Origin of the sequence: Aliiroseovarius crassostreae, from assembly GCF_001307765.1 — a bacterium.
Lineage (GTDB): Bacteria > Pseudomonadota > Alphaproteobacteria > Rhodobacterales > Rhodobacteraceae > Aliiroseovarius > Aliiroseovarius crassostreae.
In genome coordinates this window covers 66,995-93,518 of sequence record NZ_LKBA01000004.1, presented here as the reverse complement: position 1 = coordinate 93,518, position 26,524 = coordinate 66,995, and the positions used below count along the sequence as shown (strand labels likewise).

The 26,524-nt window shown below is 57.5% G+C and carries 22 protein-coding genes and 1 tRNA gene; 11 read left to right on the top strand and 12 right to left on the bottom strand.

The features are described from left to right. The first annotated feature begins 345 nt into the window (after positions 1–345). From arfB to pncB, 5 genes are read left to right on the top strand one after another with little or no spacing between them, the layout of a single operon-like run. Positions 346–765, top strand: a complete 420-nt coding sequence (gene arfB, locus AKJ29_RS02480; protein ID WP_055187630.1) for an alternative ribosome rescue aminoacyl-tRNA hydrolase ArfB — start codon at positions 346–348, stop codon at positions 763–765. Next, complete coding sequence (locus AKJ29_RS02475) at positions 766–2,055, top strand: aspartate aminotransferase family protein (protein WP_055187628.1); 1,290 nt, start codon at positions 766–768, stop codon at positions 2,053–2,055. Further along, positions 2,052–2,990 (top strand): phosphotransferase enzyme family protein, encoded by a 939-nt coding sequence (locus tag AKJ29_RS02470; RefSeq protein ID WP_055187626.1) that lies wholly within the window; start codon positions 2,052–2,054, stop codon positions 2,988–2,990. The genes AKJ29_RS02475 and AKJ29_RS02470 overlap by 4 nt, the downstream gene beginning before the upstream one ends. A gap of 54 nt (positions 2,991–3,044) precedes the next feature. Continuing rightward, on the top strand, positions 3,045–3,650 hold the full coding sequence (pncA, locus tag AKJ29_RS02465) for a bifunctional nicotinamidase/pyrazinamidase (RefSeq protein WP_055188933.1): 606 nt from the start codon (positions 3,045–3,047) through the stop codon (positions 3,648–3,650). 60 nt (positions 3,651–3,710) lie between these two features. After that, positions 3,711–5,003: a nicotinate phosphoribosyltransferase gene (gene pncB / locus AKJ29_RS02460; protein WP_055187624.1), complete on the top strand. Its 1,293-nt coding sequence runs from the start codon at positions 3,711–3,713 to the stop codon at positions 5,001–5,003. On the opposite strand, the gene AKJ29_RS18565 is transcribed toward pncB, so the two are convergent. Next, positions 4,976–5,701 carry a sugar transferase gene (locus AKJ29_RS18565; RefSeq protein ID WP_074963632.1) on the bottom strand — a complete coding sequence of 242 codons (726 nt, stop codon included), beginning with the start codon at positions 5,699–5,701 and terminating at the stop codon, positions 4,976–4,978. The genes pncB and AKJ29_RS18565 overlap by 28 nt on opposite strands. Positions 5,702–6,075: 374 nt before the next feature. On the opposite strand from AKJ29_RS18565, the gene AKJ29_RS02450 reads away from it, so the two are divergent. The 3 genes from AKJ29_RS02450 (at position 6,076) to AKJ29_RS02440 (ending at position 7,055) form a co-directional block, all read left to right on the top strand. Beyond that, on the top strand, positions 6,076–6,270 hold the full coding sequence (locus tag AKJ29_RS02450) for a hypothetical protein (RefSeq protein ID WP_055187620.1): 195 nt from the start codon (positions 6,076–6,078) through the stop codon (positions 6,268–6,270). Positions 6,271–6,284: 14 nt separating this feature from the next. Further along, complete coding sequence (locus tag AKJ29_RS02445; RefSeq protein WP_055187618.1) at positions 6,285–6,590, top strand: spore germination YkwD domain-containing protein; 306 nt, start codon at positions 6,285–6,287, stop codon at positions 6,588–6,590. A 267-nt stretch (positions 6,591–6,857) separates the two neighbouring features. Further along, positions 6,858–7,055 (top strand): hypothetical protein, encoded by a 198-nt coding sequence (locus AKJ29_RS02440; RefSeq protein ID WP_055187616.1) that lies wholly within the window; start codon positions 6,858–6,860, stop codon positions 7,053–7,055. Between the two features lie 137 nt (positions 7,056–7,192). Here the strand turns inward: AKJ29_RS02440 and AKJ29_RS02435 are convergent, their stop codons facing one another. Continuing rightward, positions 7,193–7,918 (bottom strand): YjbF family lipoprotein, encoded by a 726-nt coding sequence (locus AKJ29_RS02435; protein WP_139231347.1) that lies wholly within the window; start codon positions 7,916–7,918, stop codon positions 7,193–7,195. Continuing rightward, positions 7,915–9,972 carry a YjbH domain-containing protein gene (locus tag AKJ29_RS02430; protein ID WP_235477245.1) on the bottom strand — a complete coding sequence of 686 codons (2,058 nt, stop codon included), beginning with the start codon at positions 9,970–9,972 and terminating at the stop codon, positions 7,915–7,917. The genes AKJ29_RS02435 and AKJ29_RS02430 overlap by 4 nt, the downstream gene beginning before the upstream one ends. A 268-nt stretch (positions 9,973–10,240) precedes the next feature. Here AKJ29_RS02430 and AKJ29_RS02425 point away from each other — a divergent pair, with 268 nt between their 5' ends. Together AKJ29_RS02425 and AKJ29_RS02420 are read left to right on the top strand one after the other, a co-directional pair. After that, entirely contained in the window at positions 10,241–11,398 is a 1,158-nt protein-coding gene (locus tag AKJ29_RS02425; RefSeq protein WP_055187610.1) for an acyl-CoA dehydrogenase family protein, read from the top strand. 164 nt (positions 11,399–11,562) lie between these two features. Next, a complete protein-coding gene (locus tag AKJ29_RS02420) occupies positions 11,563–12,651 on the top strand; it encodes a CaiB/BaiF CoA transferase family protein (RefSeq protein WP_055187608.1) in 1,089 nt (362 codons plus the stop codon). 206 nt (positions 12,652–12,857) lie between these two features. Here the strand turns inward: AKJ29_RS02420 and AKJ29_RS02415 are convergent, their stop codons facing one another. The 4 genes from AKJ29_RS02415 to AKJ29_RS02400 form a co-directional block, all read right to left on the bottom strand. Continuing rightward, positions 12,858–14,027 (bottom strand): HlyD family type I secretion periplasmic adaptor subunit, encoded by a 1,170-nt coding sequence (locus AKJ29_RS02415; RefSeq protein ID WP_055187606.1) that lies wholly within the window; start codon positions 14,025–14,027, stop codon positions 12,858–12,860. Continuing rightward, the gene (locus tag AKJ29_RS02410; RefSeq protein ID WP_235477244.1) at positions 14,027–16,507 is read right to left on the bottom strand and encodes an ATP-binding cassette domain-containing protein; all 2,481 of its coding nucleotides are present in this window, start codon (positions 16,505–16,507) and stop codon (positions 14,027–14,029) included. Before AKJ29_RS02410 ends, AKJ29_RS02415 begins: the two co-directional genes overlap by 1 nt. Further along, on the bottom strand, positions 16,504–17,829 hold the full coding sequence (locus AKJ29_RS02405) for a TolC family protein (protein ID WP_161805366.1): 1,326 nt from the start codon (positions 17,827–17,829) through the stop codon (positions 16,504–16,506). Before AKJ29_RS02405 ends, AKJ29_RS02410 begins: the two co-directional genes overlap by 4 nt. A gap of 81 nt (positions 17,830–17,910) precedes the next feature. Beyond that, positions 17,911–20,610, bottom strand: a complete 2,700-nt coding sequence (locus AKJ29_RS02400) for an Ig-like domain-containing protein (protein WP_055187602.1) — start codon at positions 20,608–20,610, stop codon at positions 17,911–17,913. A 250-nt stretch (positions 20,611–20,860) separates the two neighbouring features. On the opposite strand from AKJ29_RS02400, the gene AKJ29_RS02395 reads away from it, so the two are divergent. Then, positions 20,861–20,937, top strand: a tRNA-Arg gene (locus AKJ29_RS02395). Between the two features lie 114 nt (positions 20,938–21,051). On the opposite strand, the gene AKJ29_RS02390 is transcribed toward AKJ29_RS02395, so the two are convergent. From AKJ29_RS02390 to AKJ29_RS02370, 5 genes are read right to left on the bottom strand one after another with little or no spacing between them, the layout of a single operon-like run. Next, positions 21,052–21,852, bottom strand: coding sequence for a replication-relaxation family protein (locus tag AKJ29_RS02390; RefSeq protein ID WP_055187600.1), 801 nt, complete (start codon positions 21,850–21,852; stop codon positions 21,052–21,054). Then, entirely contained in the window at positions 21,843–22,709 is an 867-nt protein-coding gene (locus tag AKJ29_RS02385) for a TraM recognition domain-containing protein (protein ID WP_055187598.1), read from the bottom strand. The genes AKJ29_RS02390 and AKJ29_RS02385 overlap by 10 nt, the downstream gene beginning before the upstream one ends. A gap of 40 nt (positions 22,710–22,749) precedes the next feature. Next, positions 22,750–24,537, bottom strand: coding sequence for an aminopeptidase P family protein (locus tag AKJ29_RS02380; RefSeq protein WP_055187596.1), 1,788 nt, complete (start codon positions 24,535–24,537; stop codon positions 22,750–22,752). After that, positions 24,530–25,528 (bottom strand): ABC transporter ATP-binding protein, encoded by a 999-nt coding sequence (locus AKJ29_RS02375; protein ID WP_055187594.1) that lies wholly within the window; start codon positions 25,526–25,528, stop codon positions 24,530–24,532. The genes AKJ29_RS02380 and AKJ29_RS02375 overlap by 8 nt, the downstream gene beginning before the upstream one ends. Beyond that, a complete protein-coding gene (locus AKJ29_RS02370) occupies positions 25,525–26,517 on the bottom strand; it encodes an ABC transporter ATP-binding protein (RefSeq protein WP_055187592.1) in 993 nt (330 codons plus the stop codon). Before AKJ29_RS02370 ends, AKJ29_RS02375 begins: the two co-directional genes overlap by 4 nt. Between the last annotated feature and the right edge of the window lie 7 nt (positions 26,518–26,524).

Below are 26,524 nucleotides of genomic sequence, written 5' to 3'. Positions count from 1 at the left end.
CATTGAGAAAGGAGGTGTCCATGTCGAGAGATGCAAAGGAGCGAGGTGCCGGGACAGTTTAGGTCACGCGCCTTCCGAGCAGCCTCGGAAGGTCACGTGGGCCAAAGTTGGCGGGCAGTTTTCAGATTGAGGCCCGGCTAACCGGCCCCACCTCCAAAATCTCGAAGGGTCGTCCCACAGGCGGACGGCCCTTTTCTTTTGGGCATCCCCTGCCATCATTTCCCAACAAAACCAGAAAACTAGTTTTCTAGTTTTCTAGTTTTCTAGTTTTCTCCGAAAGCCCTCATTTCCCTGACCGATCAAGTCACCTCTTCCATTTTGGATCCAATCCGCTAGGGTGCCCTCATGATCCGCGTGACTGACACAATAACCCTGCAAGATTGGGAACTGACCGAGAGCTTCACCCGCTCCTCAGGTCCCGGTGGACAGAATGTAAACAAGGTCTCAACAGCCGTTGAACTCAGGTTCGAAGCGGCACGCAGCCCTGCCCTGACCCCCGCCGCCAAAACGCGACTGAAACGTATTGCAGGGCGAAAATGGACCCAGGACGGCGCATTAATCCTTCGGGTTGAAGATACAAGATCACAGGCGCGCAACCGTGAAATTGCCGCCGAACGGCTGGCCGAGATGATCCGCAAGGCCCTCGTTGCTCCGAAACGCCGCATCGCCACCCGCCCAACATTAGGATCAAAGAAACGTCGCCTCGACGCCAAGAACAGGCGCGGGCAGGTCAAGGCTCTCCGGGGCCCCGTTCAGGAGGAATAGATGTCCGACACCCTCAGCCCCACCACCAGAATTCTGGCCCGCCGCCAACAAAGGCTTGGCCCCAATATGACCACGTTTTACGACAATCCCGTGCATCTGGTGCGCGGAGAAGGGGCCTGGGTCTGGGATGCCGATGGCAACCGCCTGCTCGATTGTTACAACAATGTGCCGCATGTAGGTCATGCGCACCCGAAAGTGGTCGAGGCGATTGCCAAACAGGCACTGACACTGAACACACACACACGTTATCTTCACGAAGGTATCCTTGACTACGCAGACCGGCTGACCGCCACATTGCGCCATGATCTGAGCGCCATGATCATGGTGTGCACCGGGTCCGAAGCCAATGACATCGCCCTGCGCATGGCCCGCGCGGTGACGGGCAAGACTGGCATTATCGGCACCGACAACACCTATCACGGCAACACGGATCTGGTGTCGCATCTATCCGCCAAGAAAACACCCATTGGTGGCCATGTGGATTGGGTAAAACGCGTGCCTGCCCCGGACAATCTTCGACCGCTTGGCGGGTCACACGACACCCACGCACAAGCCTTTGCCGCTGGCGTCCAGAAAGCCATCGACGAGCTTGAAGCCACCGGTCATGGTTTTTCTGCCCTGATCCTCGACCCGTTTTTTGCCAATGAAGGCTGCCCGACCCTGCCCAAGGGCTTCCTTGACCCAACCGTCGCTGTGGTAAAACGCGCGGGCGGGGTGATTATTGCAGACGAGGTGCAACCTGGTTTTGGCCGCACCGGTCATGATTTCTGGGGACATGAACGTATTGGGCTGGTGCCGGATATCGTGACGATGGGCAAGCCGATGGGCAATGGGCATCCGGTGGCCGGGGTCGTGGCAAAGCCCGAAATTCTGGCCGAATTCCGCAATGCCTTTGGCTATTTCAATACCTTCGGCGGCAACCCGGTCTCGGCCGCTGCGGCTATGGCCGTACTGGATGTGCTGGAAGAGGAAAACCTTGTCGAAAATGCCCGCGACACCGGAGAATACACACTGGATCTGCTGCGCCAGATTGACCATCCCTATATCGCAGACGTGCGCGGCGCCGGGATGTTTCTGGGGATGGAGTTCGTCACTGATGGGGCGCTCACCCCCGCCGTGGAATTCACCAGCAGGCTGGTGGAAGAGATGCGAAATCGCGGCGTGATCCTGCATTCAATGGGGCGCGAGTATCACGCAATCAAGATCCGCCCACCGATGTGTTTTGACCGCAACCAGGCTGATCTTTTGGTCGACACTTTGTCCGCCGCACTGAAGGATATGCCCGTATGAGCGAGCTCAAAGAGGCGCTGAAAGCTTGGGGTGCACAGCATGTGCGACTGATCAAAGATCGCGAAAATGCGGTGCATGAGGTGCGGGTCGGCAAAGATCGCGCCGCCCTGCGCCTGCATCGGCCCGGCTATATGTCCGCCGCTGCGATCCGCTCCGAACTCGACTGGATGGGTGCACTGTCGAAAGCAGGGATGGAGGTGCCCGCCCCGATATCCAACCAGGATGGACAGGCTGTGATTGCCCTCTCGACCGGGCGCCTGGCAACAATGGTGACCTGGGTGGACGGGCGGCCCATCGGTGACGGGGGGGTGCCGTTTGACATGCCCATCAACGAGCAGGTCGCGCTTTACCATAAGCTGGGCCGCGAACTGGCCCGGCTGCATAATATCACCGACACGCTGACCCTGCCCGATGGGTTTACCCGCCACCGCTGGGATCTGGATGGGCTGCTGGGGGAGGCCCCGTTCTGGGGACGTTTCTGGGAAAGCCCCGCCCTGTCCAAAAGCGATCGTCACCTGGTCAACCGCGCGCGTGCCGTGGCCTGGGACCGCGCGCAGGCCTATCTGGAAAACGGCGCCGATTTCGGCCTGATCCATGCAGATGCCCTGCGCGAAAACGTTTTCATCAAGGATGGTGAGCTGATGCTGATCGACTTTGACGATGCGGGCTTTGGCTTCCGGCTTTACGAACTCGCCGTGATGATGAGCCAGAACGAAGACGAACCCGCCGCCGACCAGATCCGCGATGCAGCCATCGCGGGCTACCGCGAGTTGCGCGCATTTTCCGCAGAAGCCGAAGAGCTTTTGCCCATGTTCATCATGTTGCGCCGCTTTGCCTCAATGGGCTGGGCCGTGCCGCGTCACGAACTGAGCGACCCGGCCCTGATCGAGTATACGGAGCGCGCAGTCGCAGCCGCCCGGCAGTTTCTGGCTTGACCTTCGGGCGCCAGTCGCAAGAATTTGACCAAACGCACCACCCGGAGCAACAAAATGCAGACTGCCAACACCGCCCTTCTGGTCATTGACCTGCAAAATGATTTCTGCCCCGGAGGCGCGCTCGCCGTGACCGGCGGAAACGAGATCGTCACACCGATCAACGCGCTGCTTGAGGAATTCCCGGTCAGGGTCTTCACACAGGACTGGCACCCGGCGGGGCACAGCTCGTTTGCGTCATCGCATAACGGCAAGTCCCCGTTTGAAACCATCGACATGCCCTATGGCCCACAAGTGCTCTGGCCGGATCACTGCGTGCAGGGCAGCGAAGGGGCAGCCTTTCATCCCGCGCTGCTAACCGACCCCGCCGACATGGTGATCCGAAAAGGGTTCCGCCCCGAGATCGACAGCTATTCGGCCTTTTTTGAAAACGACCGGACCACACCCACCGGGCTTGAAGGGTATCTGCACACGCGGGGGGTGGAAAAGATCCTGATGGTTGGGCTGGCCACCGATTTCTGCGTGGCCTATTCCGCAATTGACGGGGCTGGCCTCGGCTTTGATGTCACGGTAGACACGACCCTGTGTCGCGCGATCGACCTTGACGGCTCCCTGAAGGCTGCACACGATCAGATGCAGGCCGCAGGGGTTACGCTGCGCTAACCCCCCTTTCCCTTCTGTCAGATGCCGGTTTAACCTGATCAAAACTTATTGGATGGGCCCATGGTCGATATTGCCACCCGCGTTTACAATCACAGCTTCAAGGTCGACCCGATTGTGCGGTCGCTGATCGACACGGATTTCTACAAACTGTTGATGTGCCAGTCAGTGTTTCGCAACAAACGCGACACCAGGGTCGAGTTCAGCCTGATCAACCGGTCCACCCACGTGCCCCTGGCCCGGCTGATCGACGAGGGCGAGTTGCGTGAGCAGCTGGACCATATCCGGTCGCTCAGCCTCTCACGTGGCGAAAGCACCTGGCTGCGCGGCAACACGTTTTATGGCAAACGCCAGATGTTTCGCCCGGATTTCATGGAATGGTTTGAGACCCTGCGCCTGCCTGCCTATCATCTGGAACGGGTTGGTGATCAGTATGAACTGACCTTTGAGGGCGGCTGGCCCGAGGTGATGATGTGGGAAATTCCTGCACTCGCAGTTTTGATGGAGTTGCGGGGGCGCGCGGTTCTGGGCGGAATGGGCAAGTTTGAGCTGCAGGTTCTTTATGCCCGCGCGATGACCCGCATATGGGAAAAAATCGAACAGATACGACAGCTTGACGGCTTGAAACTGGCAGATTTCGGCACCCGTCGCCGCCATTCCTTTCTGTGGCAGGACTGGTGTGTGCAGGCGATGATCGAAGGGTTGGGCGACAGTTTTGTCGGCACGTCAAATTGCCGGATTGCCATGAAGCGCGACATCGAGGCGATCGGCACGAATGCCCATGAGCTCCCGATGGTATATGCGGCACTGGCAGAGGATGACACTACATTGCGGCAGGCGCCTTATGATGTCCTCGCCGACTGGCAGGAGGAGCATGACGGCAATCTGCGTATCATCCTGCCCGACACTTACGGCACGCAGGGTTTTCTGGACCACGCACCGGATTGGCTGGCCGGATGGACCGGGATTCGCATTGACAGCGGAGACCCCGCAGCAGGCGCAGAGATTGCAATCGACTGGTGGACCTCACGCGGCGAGGACCCACGCGAGAAAATGGTGATCTTTTCGGACGGGCTGGACAGTGCAAAAATCATTGAGCTGCATCAGCAGTTCCGAGGCCGTGTAAAGCTGAGCTTCGGTTGGGGCACCCTGTTGACAAATGACTTCCGAGGGCTGGTCCCGGACGATGCGCTGGCGCCATTTTCCCTGGTCTGCAAGGCCGTGTCTGCCAATGGTCGCCCGACGGTCAAACTTTCAGACAACCCGAACAAGGCGATGGGGCCGGAGGCGGAAATCGCCCGCTACAAGCGGGTGTTCGAGCTTGGTCCTCAATCCGCACAGGCCGTTGAAGTCTGACGCATTTCGCGGGTACGCTTTACTGTGGCCCGCGTTAGCTGTGGCCCCCATTGCAGCCGTCGGTACACCCTACCCGCACGTCGCCCGGGCAATGGGACGAACATGGCTGCGGTCAGATACAGAATGTAAAGATCAAGTCGGATCGACTTATGTTTCTGATACAAAAGATCTATTCGGGCTTTTCGAGGCACGGAGCGGCGCAGATAGACTTCTTCTGTTTCCTGCGGGCAATAGCATTTACTCAACAGCCATTCCTCATACCGATGGATCACGACCGAAGCCAAGCCAGTGATGCCAGGGCGGTCTTGCAGAACCTGATGATAGAGATCAGGCCGCGCGCGCACATAGCGCGGCTCAGGCGGCCGGGGGCCTACAAAACTGATATCCCCTTTAATGACATTGATCACCTGCGGCAGTTCATCCAGACGTGATTTGCGCAAAAAAAATCCGAGCTGGGTTATGCGGGCAGATTTATAACCGCTGGTCACACCTCGGTTGTAGCGTTCGTGCACAACCGACATTGTGCGAATTTTATAAAGACGAAATTTGCGACGAGCGGATTTCATTCGCACTGACCGGTAAATGAACGGACGACCATCGTAAAGCACTGCGAGCACGCACAAAACCAGCATCAGTGGCGCAAAAAGCGCCGAAAGCAGACAGGCTAAGGCAAGATCAAAAACCCTCTTCGTCGTCAATGTTTCACTCCCAATGTGATCGCCCCAAACGGAATGCCTTCACCAGCCCACAAATACCTCCACGGACACGTGGAGCCCTTTTGGGCCAGCCTTCAGCAACCATGCGAATACCGCTCCCTCTCTCTGAAAGGACCAGTTCACTAGAGACGACCACCCTGAAGGTTGAGTTAATAATTTCGGCTCTTTGGCTAAAAGTTTCCCTAAAACACGACAACCACCACCGCATATACTTTGGAATAACTGGCAGAGAGGCCGCATCAAGGGCGGACATTTGCAAACTGGCCTTGAAAAAGGCATCGCAAATGTCCGCCACAGGAATGTCCCTTTCATATGATTCCTTGCGAAACGTGACACACACATGAGACAGGTGACCCATGTTGAAATCCACTTTTCTTGCCATTGCGCTGCTGGCCAGTGCAGCAGTGTCAGCCGAGGCCAGATGCCGCCCGCAGCAGGTTGTCGGCGCAAATGCCCCGCTTCCGGCGGCAAATATCAACCGGGCTTTGTTGGATGCTGCCGCCACCGACAATCAAACTATGCGCGTTGCAAAAACGGCCTACCGCCCCTGAACGGTGTCAGCGGCATGTCCAAACAGGCCCTGGCCCACAGCAAATGGATGGCAAAGTCACGCAAACTGCCCCACAAGAGACGCACAACACTGATGGCACGGCTGAAGGGGGCTGGTGTTCGCTTCAAAACCGGTGCCGAGAATATCGGCCTGTTCAGCCTGCACCGCATAGACGGGATGATGCCCCGGGATATTGACCTGAGCCAGTGCCGCATTGCCTATATGGATGCCCCCCGGTCCCGCGCCACAGCTATGCCACTTTGGCCAAACTTGCCGTGGAAAGCTGGATGGCATCATCCAAACATCGCAAGAATCTGTTGATACGCAAAGCCCATATGGTGGGCAATGGATCGGGCGTCGCCTTGAAGGCGCGCGCTGCGGAAAAGTCTACTTGACGCAGATTTTTGCCGGTTGCCCCCCTGATTTGGCGCATTTTTATTGCAAACCTGCCACATCCGGCCTCTGATACGGCCGGCTTCCGCTCTTAGCCAAAAACAACCTTCCAAACAATTTTGTTCTATGCAAGAAAACTCTGGAAGGCGCGTCTGCTTGGCGCGGCCCTTGTAATTAACTTATGGAGTAATACTCATGAAAAAAGTGATCGCTCTGGCCGCTGCTGGCCTGATCGCCGCAACCCCGCTGGTTGCTGGCAACTTGGAAAACACCGTTGTTGAGCCGGAACTGGTTGTTGTTGAAGAAGCTGGTTCTTCGCTGAACGGCACCACCGGCGCTCTGCTGGGTCTGGCTCTGCTGGCCGGTATCATCGCAGTTGCTTCGAACGACTGATAAAGATTTTCCAGTTCTCTGGATGATCAGAAACGACGAGTCCTGCGGCTCGTCGTTTTTTTACACCTAAAGTTCGAAAGCTATAAAAAATGGCCCCCGAAGGGACCATTCAAATCAAAGTTTTCTCTGTCGCGATCTTACCGCAAGGGCTGCACCAGCAAATGCCCAGCGCCCTGGCTGACCCATTGATGGGATTGCACGATGCGACCGGCGGCATCGACCCAATAGCGATTGTCAAAAGACAACCCGCCCGAATAGCGGCATTGCTCTTTCATCAAGGTTGTGTTGCGATCGATTTCACCGACCGCAACGCGCATGTGTTTCTCGACTGACAGATCACATTGGGCCTTGAAACGCGTTGTCTGACCCAAACCGTTCAGATGCTCATAGGTCCGACTGTAACGAGCTTGCCCGCGCGCCTTGACCGCCGAACGCGCACGCCCCGGATCAGACGCCATCAGATCATCGCCAAACCCACGGGTGCTGATGATCATCCCGCCTTTGAACACAACTGCCAGCTTACCCGCACTCATCCAGGTCTCAGCGCTTGCATTCGCCTGAACCGGGCTCATCGCCGCGATTGCTCCCGAGTTGCGGGTCACAAAGGCAATTGGACCGGGCGTGGCTTTCAACGTCGCATTGATCAGCTCCTGCTGATCCAGCTTCGGGGCGGGCGCCGTCTGGGGTGTCTTGCCACCCCATTTCCCTTTGATCGCGACACCGATGGATTTGGTATATTCCGCTGCGATCCGGGGCATCTGGGTGGCCGACTTATCCGATCCACATGCCGACAGGCCGAGCACAGCAACAGCTGCCACTGCAAAAGCTGATCTCGCGCAGTTGATTTTCCGTGTCTTCGTCATCGCCAGAATTTCCCCCAACGCCCGGCCAGGGCATTGCCGTGACCTTCTTTCACCCAGTCATACAAGCGCCCCTCCACGTTCAGGCGCCCCCCACCATCGCGTGCAAGCGAACGGATATCGGTCACTGAACTGCCGCGTGAGGGTTGGCCCAGCGCCCATTCCAGCGGCACGGTAAAGCGGATCCCCTTATCAAAAGATCCCTCACCGAAATCCTCGGCAGAGGCGGATGTGAAGGTGGCATAGCCGCCAACGCGCCAGCCATTGTCAAACACACGGTCCACTGCGAGGGTACCGCCCCAGTCACCAGCCAGATAGCGCCCCGCATGAATCTTGGCGTCAAACCCGTTTCCGAAATCGTAATAGGCGGACACATGACCCGTCGCTGTAGAGTAATCCTGGAACCCCAGCAAAAGATCATAATCTCGTTTCTGCACCCAGTTCAGTTCTGCCCCCAGGGCAAGCGAACTGTCCATCGGCTTCCACAACAGTTCGGCCGAGACCCCACCGAACATTTTTTCCAGATAGCCCACTGTAACCCGGCCATACAGGTTTTCCCCCGGGCGCGCATACCAGGCTGCGGTCAGGTGCTCGATGGCTGGGTCACCTTCACGCGCATAGATGGTTGCGTCCGATCGCACACGGGGCAGATTGGACGGCGCCAAATCCTCGCCGCCGATATTGCCCCAGACCGCTTTCGTCACCGCACCAGACAGGACAAAGCCCGGGGCGACCTGATATTTCGCATTCGCCTTCAGGCCAAACTCTGCACGCACCGGATTGTCCGGGTCAAAAATGCTCAGATCGGCATAGGGCGTGATGCCCCAGGTGAAATGCGGATAAATCCCAGGGGTCGGCACCATATCTGGACGCCCGCGCGCCTCGGTAATTTCAGCGCGATCAAAAATGGCCGCCGAAGAGCTATGCTCCAGCGCCTCGACATCTGATCGTTTCAACGCCACGGTCGACAGCGCCACACCATTATCCACCAATGTGATACGGAATGTCTCAACCGAGGCTGGCATGGCGCGGGTCAGAAGGCGTGCCGCCCGACCCACCGCCTGAGCGGGAGAATGGTAGCGCAGGTTTTGCAGCTGCACCTCAACCTCGGTCGCCGAAAGCGCCATCGCCTGCAGTCGCTGACCATCTTTCTTCAGCGCCTTCGACACAACTTTCTGCAGATCGGGCCGGGCACTAGGATCGGTGATCCATTGCTGGTCCCAGCCACTGGCCCCGCGCGGTTTGACAGGCAGGGGCGCCGTTTCGTTGCCACTGCGCGCAGCCGGTCGGCGCGGGTTGAAATTGAAACTGAACTGGCCGCCGATCATATCTCCGTGCAGATAGAACAGGCTGAGATTTGTGGTGGGGGACCAGTTGTAGTCCAACATGAAATTGAGAGGTGTCTTCTGGTCGACAATCCCACGCTCAGTTTCCCGCGCATAGGTATCGGGCGAGTATTCCGCCTTGAAGGTCAACTTATCATTGACCTTGTAGGACACCCCGCCAAACGGGGACATCTCTCCCCGGAACCACTGGTTGGAGCTGAGGTTTCCGCCAGGCCCGAAATCAAGCGAAGGACGGTCACCAAAAAGCGATCCGATCGTGTTGCGCCCAGCCAGGCGCCCCCAGCCCACGCCGCCTGTCACACGCAGGCGATCATCCATGAAGGATTTGGTGGCGACCACATATTCGCTTGAATAAAGCCCGGTTCCGATAAAGTCATTCAGGCCAATCGACACGGCAGGCAAGTATTGGCTTTCATTCAACAACCGATACCGCAGATCGAAGCTGCGGTCGAAATAGTCGTTTTCACCAGGGTTGCCCCCGTAGCCCCCCAGCTTCGTATATCGAAAAACTGCGGACAGGCGTGGCGTGACCTGAAAAGCGATGCCGCCTCGGAAATGGGTCCCGAACAAACTGAAGAACAGAGAAAGCTCACTATCCGGCGCCACTTCGGCGGTGGGTAGATCCACCAGACCCGGCGCGCCGGACAGATTGTAAGAGGTCGAAACCGTGCCCACTTCAGCCCCGGCTGACACTGGCAGAAATGTGGTCAATACCCCCGTGACCAAGGAAGTTGCAATACGCCCCCGCATATACCCAATCCATTTTGACAACATTTCCCCTTCCATACTTGATCGGATCACAATTCACATCCCCAAAGCAGCCAAATCTTCATTTCCCAGCCGATTGTCGCCCAATTACACCGTATGCATCCCCGACTTCCCTGACGTCGGGTGGGGAATTGTAACGTCACGTTATGAAAGCCGGGGACATCAGGTCTGCGTTAGGTTTGAAAAAACTGACAGCAACAAAGAGCGCACCATGCCCCTCCTCACCCCCTCCACCGCTTGGGCCAGCGACGAACACCATATGTATGCAGACATGGCCAACCGCTTCTTCAACGAAGAGCTTGCCCCCAATATCGAACGCTGGACAGAAAACGGGATCGTCGACCGCTCGTTCTGGCGCAAAGCGGGAGAGAACGGCATCATGGCTGGCGCGATCCCCGAAGCCTATGGCGGCGCCGGCGGTGACATGGGGTTCGAAGCCATCACAATCTATGAACAGACCCGCACCGGAGACTGCGGCTGGGGCTACGGCATCCAGTCCATTGTGGTGCATTACATCACCACCTATGGCACCGAAGAACAGAAAAGTCGCTGGCTGCCGGGGCTCGCGTCCGGAGAAATTGTCGGCGCAATCGCCATGACCGAACCCTCAACCGGCTCTGACCTGCAGGCCGTGCGCACACGGGCCGAAAAGGATGGAAACCAATACAAGATCAACGGGTCAAAGATCTTCATCACCAACGGCCAAGCGGCCGACCTGATCATTACAGTTTGCAAAACGGATCCCGACGCCGGATCAAAAGGCATCTCCCTGATTGTGGCGGAACCAGACAAATGCGAGGGCTTCACCCGCGGCAAGAACCTCAAGAAGCTGGGTATGAAAGGGAACGACACGTCTGAGCTTTTTTACCAGGATGTGAAAGTCCCCCTGACCAATCTCTTGGGCAGCGACGAAGGGCAAGGGTTTTACCAGTTGATGAAACAACTCCCATGGGAACGGTTGCTGATTGCGATCCAGGCGCTTGGCGCGATTGATTTTGCGATCGAGCAGACCGTGGCCTACACGCAGGAGCGTAAGGCGTTTGGGCAGCGTGTGATGGATTTTCAGAACACTCGGTTCAAGCTTGCTGAATGCAAGACCAAGGCGGAAGTGTTGCGCGCCTTTGTCAATGACTGCATTGGGCGGCTGATAGATGGAACTCTGGACGCGCCAACCGCCTCGATGGCGAAATACTGGGGCACCGAGGTGCAAAACGAAATCATGCATGAATGCCTGCAACTGTTTGGTGGCTACGGCTATATGATGGAATACCCGATCGCGCGCCTCTATGCGGATGCCCGGGTTCAGATGATTTATGGCGGGACCAATGAAATCATGAAGGAACTGATCGCGCGCTCGATTGATGTCTGAGGCATACAGTCACGCATCTTCCCCGAAGCACCCGGGCAAGGGGCTCTGCCCCTCGTCCCCCTCTGCGAGCAGGACTTCACCCCGGGATATTTCAGACAAGAAAAATGCGGTGAGCCTTTCGACTTTTGCTATATTTGCACCCGCAGCATGACCAGGAGATGAACATGACGGCAAACGGTCCCCTGTCCGGGGTGAAAGTGGTTGAGATCCAGGGGCTTGGCCCCACTCCTTTTGCCGCCATGTGGTTGGCGGATATGGGGGCGGATGTGGTGCGCATCGAGCGGCCCAATCTGAAGCCACTTATTCCGCAGAAAGTGGACGTGCTGAACCGGGGGCGCGGTTTCGTGGCGCTGGACCTGAAGTCGGAAAAGGATCGCGAAATGGCACATGCCCTGATTGGCAGGGCGGACATGCTGATAGAAGGAATGCGCCCCGGAGTGATGGAGCGGCTCGGGCTCGGGCCGGATGACTTTTCTGAAAACCCGCAACTGGTCTACGGACGCATGACCGGCTGGGGACAGTCCGGACCATTGGCCCACGCGGCCGGGCACGATATCAACTATATCTCGATTACCGGCGCTCTTCACGCAATCGGCGGAGATCACCCGGTGCCGCCGCTGAACCTGCTGGGGGATTTTGGTGGGGGTGCGATGTACCTCGTGGCGGGAATGCTGGCCGCGCTTCATGCCGCTAAAACCACGGGCCGCGGGCAGGTGGTGGATTGTGCAATTACCGATGGCACCGCGCATCTGATGGCAATGACTTACTCTCTTTATGGCGCCAACCTGTGGGTAGATCAGCGAGAACAGAACCTTCTGGATGGCGGGGCCCCCTTTTACACGATTTATCAATGCGCTTGTGGTGGGCACATGTCAGTGGGCGCCCTGGAGGCGAAGTTCTACGCCGAACTGCTGGAGCGGATCGGGTTGGACGCGACAGACCTGCCCGCGCAAATGGATATCGAAGCGTGGCCACAGTTGCGCGCTGCCTTCGCCGCCAAATTCCGCGAGAAATCCCGCGATGAATGGGCGGCCCTTCTGGAAGGAACAGACGCCTGCGCCGCGCCGGTTCTGTCGATGGCCGAAGCGCCCGCACATCCTCACAACAAGGCACGCGGGACCTTCGACCAGATTTCAGGGATCGCCCAGCCCGCTGCGGCACCACAATTGCTGGCCACCCCTGGCAACGCGAAACCTGGCGAAGAGAAGACACCACAATCCGTAGAGGGCGTATTGGCTCGCTGGAAATCCTGACCTGAATAGCGACACGTTGTGTCGGGGCGAAACAAGGCAAATTGGCTCAAGCCCCTCAGCCCTCTCGACATCCCTTCTGCCTGTCTTCTTATTTTCTGGTCAAAAATATCCCGGGGTGAGGCTGCAAGCCGAGGGGCAGAGCCCCTTCCCCAAGCGAAGCGAGCACCCAACACACGGCCCCCGCAGGGCGCGGAAGCGCGGGGCAGTCACGGCTCGCGGAAGGCCTCACGCGATTTGTATAGTGGTTTCAGAAGATATTGCAGGATGGTCTTTTCGCCAGTGTGCAACTCCACCTGCCCTATCATCCCGGGCCGCATTTCAATCTGCTTTTGCCGATCACTCAGTTTGGACAGATCCAAACGCACACTCACCCGGTAGTGGGGTTGCGCATTGGGGTCACGTTCATCTTGAAACGTATCCGCGGAAATAAAGTCGACACGGCCCTTCAGGCTCCCATAAATCGTGTAATCATAAGCGGATAGCTTGACGGTCGCTTCCTGCCCCCGTTTGACATTGGCGATGTTCTCCGGCTTGATCTGCGCCTCGACAAAAACATCTTCGTCCAATGGGATAATCTGGAAAATCTCTTCCCCCGGTCGCACGACCCCGCCAATGGTGGTCACGCCCAGATTGTTCACGATCCCGCGCATCGGGCTGGTCAGGACTGTCCGGTTCAACTGGTCTTGCGACAGTTTGAGGTTCTGCCGCAGCGTCGCCAATTCCTTGAGCGTGTCGGAATATTCCTGTGCGCGGTCCAGTTCCGTCTGGGTCACCACCTGATTATAGCGGTTTTCCGCATCCGACTGGGCCTTGCGCACCTTGGTCACCTCTATCAGCGCAACAATGTTTTCGCGATAGAGGTCCTCCATGACTTTCAATTCACGATCCGCCTCCCCCAGAACCTTCTTGGCACCTTCCCGGCGACTGACATAATCGCTTTGTCGTGCGGCAAGCAAAGCCCGCTCGGATGCCACGATCTCTGGCGTACGAGAAGCAAGCTCCTCCGGCACCACCACATCAAATTGCCCGGCCAGCTCGGCCTCAAGGCGCAGGCGACGGATATCGAGCGCCGCAATCTGATCCAGGATATCATCCACCGAGGTTTGGAACTCGGTTCCATAAAGCCGCGCAAGCACATCCCCCGGCTCAACCACATCCCCTTCCTTGACCAAAAGTTCGGCAAGGATCCCGCCTTCAAGGTTCTGGATGATTTGCGGGCGGGACGATGAAATCACCGTGCCCTGGCCACGCACGATCTCGTCCACCCAGGCCAGAGAGGCCCAGAGGACAAACGCCAGCACCGCAAAAGCCGACAGCCAGATCACCATCGACGGACCTTTCAGATCCTGTTCAAACTGTGCATCCAGTGACGCCATCACTCCGCCCCCTGCCCGGCCGATTTCAGATGAGCCAGAACCTGATCTCGCGGTCCATCCACGGTCAGGCGGCCATTTTGAAAGATCAAGGTGCGCTCAGTAAGCGCCATGATCGGCATTCTATGCGTCGCGATAATGGCGGTGCGCCCGTCAAGCCAGGTTTCCAAACGGCTGATCAGGGTGCGCTCCAGCACCTGGTCAAGCGCCGCCGTTGGTTCATCCAGCAACACGATCTGCGGGTCCTGCAACCAGACCCGCGCCCAGCCGATCGACTGGCGCTGTCCGATCGAAAGCCCCTCTCCCATATCCCGAATTTCCAGATCCAACCCCTTGGCATGACCGCGCACAAATGGCCCCAGCCCCGCGAAATCAAGGGCCTGCAATAACCGATCATCTTCACGTTCCAGCATGGAGAGATTGAGGTTGTCCCGGAGTGTGCCTGCAAACAGGCGCACATCCTGCCCCAGATATCCGATGGAGCGGCGCAGATCGCGCGGCGCGATCTGGGACATATCTACACCATCCACCATCACCCGACCGGCCGTCGGGGTGTAAAGCCCGGCCAGCACCTTGAGAAAGGTGGATTTTCCAGATCCGTTCGCTCCCAGAACCGCAATTTTCTGCCCCGGTTCAACCGCCAGTCCGGGCACGTCGATACCCGCTGTGTCCTCATCATAGGCAAAGCGCATTTCTCGGATTTCATATCCACCACGCAGGGTCTCCCGTCGCAGATAGGTCCGCCCGTCAGCCTCATCCTGCTCTGCCCCGGCAATCGTATCCAGCCCATCAAGCGCGGATTTCACATTGGACCAGCGCGCCAAGGTGCCCGAGAGCTGCGTCAGGGGCGCAAGGGTCCGACCGGACAGAATGCCCACGGCAATAATCGACCCCACAGTGAATTCCCCCGCGAACACCATGTAGGTGCCCAGAATGACCGCGGAGACATAGGTGGCCTGCTGCACCCCCTGCGACCAGAAGGTCAGCCATGCCGTCAGTTTCCGCTGTTCGCTGTTTTTCACCGCAGACAGCATATTGAGCTCGGTCCACAGCCGCCGCACCCGATCCTCGCCGCGCTGGGTCTTGAGCGTGTCGAGTTCGTAAATCGCTTCATGCAACAGGCGTGACGCCTTGGTCGACGCCCCCTGCGTCTCCTGCGAGATGGCAATCATCCGCTTTTGCAAAAAGAACCCGGGCAGCACCATCAAGATCCCACCTGCAATCAGCACCCAGACCACATTGCCAGCAATGGACGCCACCAGAACAAGGAACAAAACGATGAATGGCAGATCCGTGAGTGTCCCCACCGACGACGCGGTGAAAAACTCGCGCACGGATCCGAATTCGCGCATCGTAGCAAACAACGAAGACGGAGAGGCCGGACGCCGGTCCGACCGCATTCCAAGAATGCGATCCATCAACAGGCGCTGGACATTCAGCTCAATCCTGCGCCCGGCCCCATCCATCAGGCGCGCCCGCGCTGCCTTGATCGCAGCCTCCAGCAGGATTGCAACAAAAGCGCCCGCCGCCAGCACCCAGAGCGTGGCGGTGGATTGGTGCGGGATCACACGGTCATAGACCTGCAGTGAAAACAGCGCGACCGCGACGGCCAGCATATTGGCCACAAAGGACCCCAGCGCCACATCGGCAAAATGGCGTCTGAATTTGGGCAATTCCCCCCAGAACCAATGGTCCTGCAACCGGCGCGGGGCATGGCGAGCGGCGAGGTCGGAAAGCGGTATTTCCGCCCGCAAAATCGTGCCAGTGAACACGGCGGAAAATTCCATGCGTTCCACCTCAATTGAAGCGCCATTTGCACCCGCCTCATATACACGCAGCTGGTCGCCTTCCTGCGAGAGCACCATGACAGCCTGGCCATTGGTCATCAGGGCAAGCGCAGGCCATCTATCCGGCTCAAGCGTTTGATCCGGTTCAATCTCAGCCTCCAGCCCAAGGCTTGACAAGGCCTCCTGCAACAAGGGGAAACTTGCATCTTTGCACCCTTTGGCAAGCGCAGACTGCATCGCTTCAATCAAATCGTGCTGAACGGCCTTGCGCCCCAGAAGGCCGGCATAGACGGAGGCAAGATCCGCGCGGGCCTTGAGCCGGTCATCACGTGCGGGAACCGGGCGTGTGGGCTGCGCGGGCGGCGGGGTTGCCACGGGATTGATCTGTGGTCCATTTCCCCCGTCGACAGGCCGATCGGAATTGGTCGGCACAGCCTGGAACGCCAATTGTTTTTTGCTTTTCGACAGCGCCACCCTGGGCCGGGGGCCTGTGGCCGGCGCCTTTGACACGGGGGGAGAGGCATCCGCCTGTCCCGGCGTTGGGGTCGCCACGTGTTTCACCTTGCGCTTTGGGCGCGGCCCCGGCTGGGCAATATTCTTAACCGGTCGACCGGAGATTTTCCGCTTGGCGCCAGAGATGGTGGGAGACAGGGTCGGCATCTTGCCGTTTTCACCGCCATCACGATGCTGGCTCATATCGCGTCCCCGTCAACCAAAGTCCCGAATTCGCGGGCAATTTCCACTTCGGTACGGGCAATATCATACCTCACCGAGACCTGTTCCTGCTCCAGCCGATTGAGGTTTTCAACCACGCCGACAACATCCATCACGGTGCGCTGCCCCGCATCAAACTGGCGCTGGAACAATTGGGTATTGGCCCGCGCCTGTCCAACAAGATCCTTGGCCTGAGCGGCCCGGGCCTGCTGGGACACAAGTTTCTGTCCAAGGGCGGCCTGACGGCGGCGGCTGTCTTCCTGCGCCTGCAGGATCCGGCGTTCGGCCCCTTCCCGCGCGGCTTTCACGGCTGCCAGATTATCCAGCGTGCCAAATCCAAACCCCTGATCTGAGGTCATCACCAGCCCGGCGCTGCTTTCTTTGGAGAGCACGGCCTGTGCCCCCAGTCCGGGCAGCAGACCCGCACGGTCAATCTTGGCCTGCGCCACGTCCCGATCCAGTTCGGCCGTGGCCAGCAGGACGGTCAGCGGTTGCAACCCGTCTTGAGGGGCCGGCAGATGATCAATACCACGCAGGCCTGAGATGTCCTCGGCGGACATCGCCTTGAGTTCCGCCATGGCGGTTTTGGCATTCAGGGTTTCGCTGTCGTAAAGCGACTGAAGCTCACTCAGCTTGGCCCGGATCACGCTTTGGTCCGAAATATCCGACACCCCGCCTTTCACGCGGGCTGTCATGATCCGGTCAAACTCTCTCATTGCCCCAAGGGCCCGGCCTGCGGCAGCCGCTTTTTCCTGCGCGGCCTGCGCCGAGAGATAAAGCCCCAGCGCGGTTGAGACCCTGTCATTGGTGTCGATGGAAAGACTTACCGCAGCCGCTTCGACATCGGCCCGGGCAAACTCTCGTTCCGCTTCCTTGCGTCCATTGTCGAAAATCACCTGGTCCACGACGATGCTGGCCACGAGGTCACCAAGACTGGACAGGGAAACGCGTGGCCCCAGTGTGGGCAGCCAGTTCTTGTCCGCAGCGCGTGCGCGCAGCTTTGCCGCCCGCAGCTCGGCCTCGGCGGGACGCGCAGAAGCGGCAAGCGCGGAGCGCGCCACCTGATCGTAAGAGGTCCCGGCCTTCAGAAGGCTTTGACGAAATTGAAGTTTGGAAATGATTTCGGAGGGGGTTTTTCCGGGAAGAGGCGCAAAGCTGCGTGGCGCCGAACGCGTCACCTCATCCGAACCGGTTAGGCCGGACAGGAAACCGCCCTCTCCGAAGCGCCCTCCGATATCCCCCATACATCCACTCAGGCTGGCCACCAAAGTGACCAACAAGGGGATGCGTGTTATGTCCCGCACGAAGACCAAAGCTCTGCCTCGTCTTTTGTTTGTTATATCGAGGCCGCGATCATTTGGCGCCGCGGCCTTCGTTCAATTGTATCAGATCACTGTATTTACGTGGATATCTTCCTGAATATACAGTGTGCCACCGGCATCCCCGAGGGTGTAGACATTGTAGTCTGCCCCGTCGATCTGCACCTGCGTCCCCGTGTCCTGCGCCCCATTGGCAATGACCGTATCCTGCACGCCGCCATGGATGGTGAGCGCATTGGAATTGTCCGACAGAGCCAGCAGCTGCTGTTCCGAAATCGTGATCGTGTTGGCCTCAAGGCTTTCCAGAAGGTCAATCGCCTCAATGTTATAGTCTGACAGACCACTTGCTGAGAGATCCACCTGGGTGCCGCCATTGTCGGTGACAATCAGCGTCGAGGTGCTGTTCTGTGCGGCATCTGTTTCGGTCAGAACCAGACGGGATCCATCCGGCAGGCCGGTGCTCGGGTAGAAGTTGTTCAACTCAAACCCCGGGGTCGCGCCAACCGTCCCATCGGCATTGAGCATTTCGAGCGTGACATTGGGATCAAGGTTGTAGATGCCGCTGATCGCCCCATCGGCGTCATTTTGATAAACATTTGCGTCCGGGGCCTCCGGGGCCACGGTGTCAAAGTCAAAGCTATCCGAGGTATAGCCGACATTGCCTGCCAGATCCTGGGCCCGCACGGTAATGGTTGCACTGCCTTCACCCGAGGGCATCTGGCTGTCATCAAAGTCCACCTCCCACTCCCCGGTGACTGGATCAACACTGGCCTGCACCCAGGTCGCGGCGGGATCGGTGTTGCTGGTTGCATCCAGCGACACCCAGACAGATGACCCCTTTTCGGTGGTCCCGGTGAAGGTCATCCCACCAGACAAATCCTCGGCATTGACGGTGTCGACCCCGCCCAGCGCCACCGCTTCGCCGCCCGTGCCCTGGCCGAGATACGCGTTGGTGACATCCATATCGGTCACTTCGGTGTCGATCCGAATGCCATGGGCCGGCAGGGAGTGGCTGTTGCCATACATATCAGTTGCGCTGACTTGCACGGTCTGATCACTGGTGCCCGCAGGCAGGTCAGAGGCGCTGAAGCTGACGCTCCAGCTGCCATCGCCAGCTGGATCCGTTGTGACGGTTTTGGTCACGCCCGCCACCACAACCGTGACAGTCGATCCGGCCTCGACCTGACCAGAGATCACAGCGCCCGACGCCATTTCCGACGCGTTGATCACATCATCGCCAGCCACCGGCGTGACCAGGGCCAGATCTCCGACAAACGTGTCCACCAGAATGGTCTGGTCCATCGAGGTCGTGTTGCCATGAATATCGGTCGAGGTGATGGTCATTGTGGTCTCGTAGCGACCGGAAGGGATTTGCGTTGCGCTGAAATCCGCACTCCAGTTGCCGTCACTATCCGCAACAACCGTTCGGGTGACCTCACCCAGCTTTACAGAAATTGTCGCCCCGGCTTCCGCGACACCGGTCAGGGTCAGGCCGCCATCCGGCCCGCTCAGTTCCTGATGAGTCAGGACATTTGCATCCGCAGCGGACGTGCTCAGATTGTCTGCCAGCTTTGCGTTTTCGGTCAGCGTCAAGCTGGTTTCGGTGTCAACCGACAGGGTGTCGGTGATCGTGGTGGTGTTGCCAAAACTGTCGCTTGAGCTGATCACCACGGCGGTTTCATATTCTCCGGTCGGGATTTCAGCGGGCGCGAACGTGACGCTCCAACTGCCATCCTTACTCACAGTGGTGGAGTGGATGGCCCCCTGAATTTCCACAACAATTGCGGCTCCCGGCTCTCCGGTTCCCGAAATTTCAACGCCATCGGAATGATCATCATCATTGACAACCACATTGGTTGAAACGGTGCCATAGGTCACATCAACCAGAGGCGGCGTCGTATCGATTGTCACTTCTGGACCGGTCGGCGTATGGACGGTTCCGTCCTCCTCCGTCACTGTCGCTGTCACCGTATAGGCACCATCATCCGGGAAATCATCGCCATCAAACACGGCAGCCCAGGTGCCGTCCTTTCCTACCGTTGTCGTGACGGTCCGGTCACCAATTGTCACCTCTACCGTTGCACCCGGCGTTCCGGTCCCGGTGATCGTGACAGTCTCATCGTCATCGCCGCCTACAAAGACGGGCACATCCGGGTCATCGACAGTTGCCTGGGTGGCCTGATTGCCATCACCATCGCCACCGCCGCCAAGTACCGCCCCACCAACGGCCAGGGCCCCAGCTGCGGGAATGATACCAGCGGCAGCACCACCACCGGCCCCCAGAAGGCCAAGGCCAATTGCCTGCGTAACCTCTTCACCTTCAGCCGCCACGACAGCCTCTGCCACAACCGGGCTTTCCGGGAAGATCAACGCATCAAGCTGGCTCCACTTACCCCAGGAGGTCACCTCGGTAAAAGTCACCTGCCCGCTGGCGTCCAGTGATGCTTCAATCAGCACACCGTCTTCATTCAGATACAGATGATTTTCCTGCACACCGTTCTCGGCAAAAAAGCCCTCCAGAACGATTTTTCGCCCATCTGCAAGATAAAGTTCCAGGTTTTCGCCCGCGCGAAGATATTCACGCACATCCGAGCGACGAATATTCAGGGACACAGCCCCATCGTCACCCAAAACAAGTTTGTCGGAAATACCGGATTCAATAAGTGCGCCATGCTGGACAAAACCAGTATGGTCACGGACGATAAAGTTGATCGCCTGCATGCTACCGCCTACCTCAATATGTTGGCCTTGGTTTTTCTTGGCCATTTTGTTGCTCTGTCGAGTGAATTACCGCAATTTTGCCATAATTCCTAGTCTCGATGACGGGGAAAAACACAAAATATGGCCCATCCACACTAATGTTGCAAAAAAGCACTAACCTTACATCCTCACGCTGGCGCACGTCTGGCGACCAACATGCCACCCATTCTCCTGAAAATATTTTTGAAGAAACCACCACTTTTTGTGTTTTCGCTCTTGCACCCCCGGACGAGACTCAGTAAATCCCCCTCACCGCGCTCTGGTAGCTCAGCTGGATAGAGTACTTGACTACGAATCAAGGGGTCGGGGGTTCGAATCCTCCCCAGAGCGCCATTAAAACCAAGGCCTTAGCGTTCACTCGCTGAGGCCTTGTTTAGTTTTAGGTACACGATAGGTACACAAATCACTGAAATAAGCAGTGAGTTTCTATGTTCAGGCATGAGTCGATCATCCCTCAAACACCTCAGTCTGCTCCTTTCGATCCACAAACCTAATATGCAGGTTTGGTATCCCCCACCGCTCCTTAAAACCCCGCCCACGAAGAAGCGCGGCGTAGAGGTCTTTTTTCTTGGCGGTGCTGGACAGTTTGCGGGTGGAGCGGTTTTTGGGGCTGCTGCGTTCACATTCCAGCGCCCAGAAGCGATAGGTTTTCTGATCACCCTGATCATATTCGATACCGTAAAGCGCATCGGGGATGATCTGCATCGCTTTGCCTTTGATCCGCACAGGGATGGCAAGTGGGTTGCGAACTGATTGGGTTTCCTTAGGTGCTTTTGCCAAGATCTCGTCAACAGGCACAAAGCGTTGGTTCGGTTCATCTTGAGTTTGCAGTTCAATTTCCAGCAGGCTCTCGATGATCATCATCGTGTGCAGGAAGTGCGGGCTGAACGAGCCGCGCGGTCGCTTTGAGAATGTCACGGTGCGATGTGGCAGCGCCCCAGTGCTTTCCAGATACCGGATGCCCTTTGGGGTGATTTCATAGAGCATAGGCGTTGAGCGGGCATCAAAGAGCGGTGCCTGCACCTGCGGGCGGTTGATAAGGCCCGTTTCGTGGAAGAGATCGCCCAGCCGCTCATTGAAGCGCTTGTCTGATTTTGGCGCAAAGATCTGCACAAGCTGATCTTGTCGCAAGTAGCGATACCGATAGAGCCAGTGCAGAATTTCCTGATCGCGGGATGTGAGCGAGAGGCGTTTTCCGGTTGGGGTTCGGACAAACCGATCCCGCCGCCCCAGTCGATCTACGGCCATGGCATGGGTTTGCCATTATCAACTAGCACATCTTCTGTTACTGTTGCAGCTTCCGGCACATCCTCAAAGCTGCGATAAGCCACCAATTGTTCCAGCTTGATCGTGTTCCACCAATCATCCGACATGGCGATGCTGTCGCCAATAAGATCGCTATTGGCGTTCAGCAGGAAGGTATGGCCGTTGCCCACCTTCATCCAGAACTGCCCCGTTTGCAGGTTCTGCACATCGGCCTGTGACTTGCCGAGGATTTTTGCCATCTTGTCATCCTCTGGCGTGCGGCCCGCCACTTTGACATTGGTGTTGTTCAGAACAACGGCCTGCATTTCTGACGACATGCCTCGCCCCACCACCTGCTGCGCCAGCGTCAGGCTCACACCGTATTTTCGGGCTTCCTCCAAGATCTGCATGGTGGCAGGCGCAATGTAGTTCTGGCATTCGTCAATGAAGAGATTGATGGGATTTCGGTCTTGCTCAGGCACATCCGCCCGCCGCAGCGCCAGCCCCTGAATGGACGCAACAACCAACCGGCCAAAGGCTTCGCTGGCCTCATCCCCCAAGCGGCCCTTAGAGAGGTTAAAGAGGATAATCTGCCCTTCATTGATAGCTCTTTCCAAATCGATGGACTGCGGACTGTTGACCATCTCATCGAAGGCAAAGGTGTTGAACAGACTTTGTAGTTTGCGCGAGATGGCGTTCTTGGACGGGCGCAGGCTTGGGTCATCCTGAAAGTCATAGGTGAAGAAATCTCGGATTGCACGGCGCTTGGAGGTTGTGCCCAGTTCAATCAGGTCATCATTGAGCCGGTCATTCATGAAGCGTTGCAGGTCCGCCAGTGTCGAGCCGGGACGGTCGATCACCGTCGGGTGACTTTGATTGAAACCAATTAACGCAACAGTCCTATTTAGACAGAAGCCACGTTTTCGCTTGGTCCGTTAGGTATGGCGATAGCTCATATACTACCTTTTTGTGATAGGCCTCCAACCAAACCCTTTCCCCAACGGTCAATGCATCCATAATCAACATGTCGGTTTGGATCGGGGCGAATGTCATGTTCCTGAATGACATGAACCCGTCGTCTTCCTGAACAATGTCGAACAGGTTTTCGATGCGAATGCCGTAATGATCGGCTTTGTAATATCCGGGTTCAATCGACAGCACCATTCCGGGGGACAGGTCTACAGGGCTGACCGGCTTGCCGATCCGCTGGGGATGTTCATGAACCGACAGGCGATGGCCGATGCCGTGCCCCGTGCCGTGATCATAATCCAGACCCAGATCCCACAACGGACGGCGACAAATCGCGTCAATATGATGGCCCTGCGTGCCTTGCGGAAATCGAAGGGTCGCCAGCGCATAGAATGCCTTGAACACGGCGGTATAGGCACGGTCATACCCCTCAGGACGCGGACCAAACGAGAAACTGCGCGTCGCGTCGGTTGTGCCCGTGTCATATTGCCCGCCACTGTCCAGAAGATATGGATTTTCCGGCAATATCAGCGCATTGCGGTCCGGCGTGGTGGCATAATGGCACATCGCCGCATTTCCTGCCGCCGCCGAGATCGAATTGAAACTTTCGCTCAGGAAACCGGGGCGGGCCTTGCGAAGCTCGAGAATTTTGCCCTCGGCCTCGCGCTCGGACAGGGGGTTGCCTGCTGCGGCGCGGGCTGGCACCTCTTGCGCCAACCAAGCGCTGAATTCGGTCCATGCGACACCATCCTGTATGTGGCAGGCGCGTAGTCCCTCGATTTCTGTGGGGTTTTTATGGGCTTTTGAAATTGTCAACGTGCTGCGTTCAGGGGCAACGCGCGCACCTGTTTTTTCGATCATCTGGCGCACGGCGACAGGTGAAAAATCAGGATCAATCAATACGTTATGTCCAGCCCTGATTCGTTCGCCCAGCGTCGGAAGCAGGGCAGCTTGCTGCAAAACCTCAACATTGTCAGGTAAACTGCTGCGATCAAAAATATTCAGTTTCTCACGGTTCACAAACCACGTGATGTCACCGTTCTTACTCACCAAAAGGAACGAATGCGGCAATGGGTTGAACTCTACATCTCCTCCGCGCACGTTCAAAAACCACGCAATGTTGTCGGGTTGAGTATCGACGATGAAATCCGCATCAACCTTTTTCATATGGGCGACAAGATCATCACATTTGGCCGCACAGCTTTTGCCGGCAAACTGAAGCGGAAATTCTGTGATTTGTGCAGTCGGCGGAGCGGGTTGATCCAGCCAGACGGCATCCACTGGATTGTCATCTTGCGCAATCAACGCGGCCTCTATCGGATCGCACGCAGCCTTGAAACGATCAAACCACGCAGGGGGCACATGCATCGGATCATAGCCAACGCGCCACCCCTGCCTTGCGGTTTTTCCCAACCAATCTTCGGGCGGATCATCGAACAAATGATGATGCGAAAACAACGGGCCAGAACATTCATTTCCCAGCTGCACGCTGTAACGCCCATCTACAAATACTGCGACGATGTCTTGAGTCACAATCGCCACACCGGCCGAACCGGTGAACCCCGTGACAAAGGCCAGCCGCCGGTCATGCGGGGCAACATATTCACCCTGATGGGCGTCATATCGCGGCAAAATAAACGCATCCAGCCCGCGTTTTGTCATTTCATCACGCAAGGCAGCGATATGTTGCGCGGGGCCGGTGAAAGCGGTGTCAGGCATCTTGGTTAATCTCTTCAACATGGTGGCAAGCCACCTCGCCCCGGCCATCACGTGTCAAAAGGGCGGGCACCTCGCGTTTGCATAATTCTGTGGCGTGTCGACAGCGCACGTGGAACGGGCAGCCCGAAGGCACGTTCAAAGGCGATGGCAGCTCTCCTTCAAGCCGGATGGCTTTGCCTTTGTCGTCTGGGTCCAATGACGGCGCAGCGCTGAGCAGAGCTTGGGAATACGGATGTGACGGGCGCGAAAAAAGCGTTTCGCTGTCACCGATTTCAACAATTCGCCCCAGATAGATCACAGCCACCCGATTGGACACATGGCGCACCAGACGCAGATCATGGGCAACAAAAAGGATCGTCAGATTCAGACGCTCTTGCAGTTCGAGCAGAAGGTTAACCACCTGCGCCTGCACCGATACATCAAGCGCCGAGACCAATTCGTCAGCGATCAGAACCTCAGGCTCCACCGCCAACGACCGTGCAATAGCGATACGTTGCCTTTGGCCGCCGGAAAATTCATGTGGCAGTTTGTCCGCCGCATCCTGCGGCAGACGCACAAGTTCCAACAACTCGGCGACGCGCGCCGGGATATCTTCAGGGGCGCGCATATCATGCACTTTCAGCGCTTCGGACAGAATCTGCCCCGTGGTCATCCGCGGATTCAGCGATGAATACGGATCTTGGAACATCATCTGAACGCGGCGATTATAGCTACGATCCTTCTTGGCCTCGGCTTCGAAAATATCTTGCCCGTGGTAATGGATTTGCCCGTGTTGCGGTTCATACAGGCGCACGATACAGCGCGCGAGCGTGGATTTCCCACAGCCACTTTCCCCAACAACACCAAGGGTTTCACCCTTGTGAAGTTGAAGGCTGACACCGTTCAACGCATTCACCACGCGTCCGGGACGCCTTTGCACCACGTCGACCAAAGTCCGCCCGAGCGGAAACTCCAGTCCAAGGTTTTCGATTGTCATCACCGGCTCGTTCATGCGGCACCTGCCTTTTCAGCGGGAACTGGGTTGAAACACGCCACACGCCGATTGTCCGTGATAGCATCGAGGCTTGGCCGCGCGGTCAAACAGTGTTCCGTCCGGTTCTGACAACGTGATGCAAAGGCGCAGCCAACTGGTAAAGCCTCAAGGCTGGGTGGGGTGCCGGGCACAGAATAGAGCTGTGTGCGTGGAGGCACGTTTTGCGGCACCGACCGCATCAATCCGACCGTATAGGGATGGCGCGGAGCACCCAAAACTTGACGCACCGCACCTTGTTCAACCACGCGCCCCGCATACATAACGGCGACGTTTTCGCAGGTTTGTGCCACCACGCCCAAATCATGCGTAACAAGGATCACACCCATTTGCATTTCGTCGGCCAGTGTCAGGATCAAATCCAGAATTTGCGCCTGAATGGTGACATCAAGCGCCGTTGTTGGCTCGTCCGCCAACAACAGTTTCGGATTGGCCGCAAGTGCAATGGCAATCATCACACGCTGGCGCATACCGCCGGAAAACTGATGCGGGAATTCACCCAGCCGCGACGCGGCCGATGGGATACCAACATGATCCAGCATCTCGATCGCACGATCGCGACGGGCGGCGCGGTTTAAGTCGGTATGCGCCTTAAGTGTTTCGGTCAGCTGCATCCCCACAGTCAGCAACGGATTAAGCGACGTCATGGGTTCCTGAAAAATCATTGCGATTTCACGGCCACGGATATGGCGTAACTTGCGTTCTTGCATTGATGCAATGTCTTGCCCCATCCAACGCACATCGCCCGTCACTTCTCCATAACGGCGCGACAACCCAAGGATAGATCGCAGGGTCACGCTTTTTCCTGATCCGCTTTCGCCCACAAGGCCAAGCACTTCACCCTGCCCGACCGAAAAACTGACATCGCGCACGGCTGGCAATGCAACCCCGCCACGACGAAACGTGGTGCATAGGTTGCAGACCTCAAGGATTGGCTTCTGATCTGTCATATCTGCC

Coding starts and splice junctions, on each gene's coding strand:
- arfB (WP_055187630.1), top strand. CDS start 346: ATGATCCGCGTGACTGACACAATAACCCTGCAAGATTGGGAACTGACC.
- AKJ29_RS02475 (WP_055187628.1), top strand. CDS start 766: ATGTCCGACACCCTCAGCCCCACCACCAGAATTCTGGCCCGCCGCCAA.
- AKJ29_RS02470 (WP_055187626.1), top strand. CDS start 2,052: ATGAGCGAGCTCAAAGAGGCGCTGAAAGCTTGGGGTGCACAGCATGTG.
- pncA (WP_055188933.1), top strand. CDS start 3,045: ATGCAGACTGCCAACACCGCCCTTCTGGTCATTGACCTGCAAAATGAT.
- pncB (WP_055187624.1), top strand. CDS start 3,711: ATGGTCGATATTGCCACCCGCGTTTACAATCACAGCTTCAAGGTCGAC.
- AKJ29_RS02450 (WP_055187620.1), top strand. CDS start 6,076: ATGTTGAAATCCACTTTTCTTGCCATTGCGCTGCTGGCCAGTGCAGCA.
- AKJ29_RS02445 (WP_055187618.1), top strand. CDS start 6,285: ATGTCCAAACAGGCCCTGGCCCACAGCAAATGGATGGCAAAGTCACGC.
- AKJ29_RS02440 (WP_055187616.1), top strand. CDS start 6,858: ATGAAAAAAGTGATCGCTCTGGCCGCTGCTGGCCTGATCGCCGCAACC.
- AKJ29_RS02435 (WP_139231347.1), bottom strand. CDS start 7,918: ATGACGAAGACACGGAAAATCAACTGCGCGAGATCAGCTTTTGCAGTG.
- AKJ29_RS02425 (WP_055187610.1), top strand. CDS start 10,241: ATGCCCCTCCTCACCCCCTCCACCGCTTGGGCCAGCGACGAACACCAT.
- AKJ29_RS02420 (WP_055187608.1), top strand. CDS start 11,563: ATGACGGCAAACGGTCCCCTGTCCGGGGTGAAAGTGGTTGAGATCCAG.
- AKJ29_RS02415 (WP_055187606.1), bottom strand. CDS start 14,027: ATGGCGTCACTGGATGCACAGTTTGAACAGGATCTGAAAGGTCCGTCG.
- AKJ29_RS02410 (WP_235477244.1), bottom strand. CDS start 16,507: ATGAGCCAGCATCGTGATGGCGGTGAAAACGGCAAGATGCCGACCCTG.
- AKJ29_RS02400 (WP_055187602.1), bottom strand. CDS start 20,610: ATGGCCAAGAAAAACCAAGGCCAACATATTGAGGTAGGCGGTAGCATG.
- AKJ29_RS02390 (WP_055187600.1), bottom strand. CDS start 21,852: ATGGCCGTAGATCGACTGGGGCGGCGGGATCGGTTTGTCCGAACCCCA.
- AKJ29_RS02380 (WP_055187596.1), bottom strand. CDS start 24,537: ATGCCTGACACCGCTTTCACCGGCCCCGCGCAACATATCGCTGCCTTG.
- AKJ29_RS02375 (WP_055187594.1), bottom strand. CDS start 25,528: ATGAACGAGCCGGTGATGACAATCGAAAACCTTGGACTGGAGTTTCCG.
- AKJ29_RS02370 (WP_055187592.1), bottom strand. CDS start 26,517: ATGACAGATCAGAAGCCAATCCTTGAGGTCTGCAACCTATGCACCACG.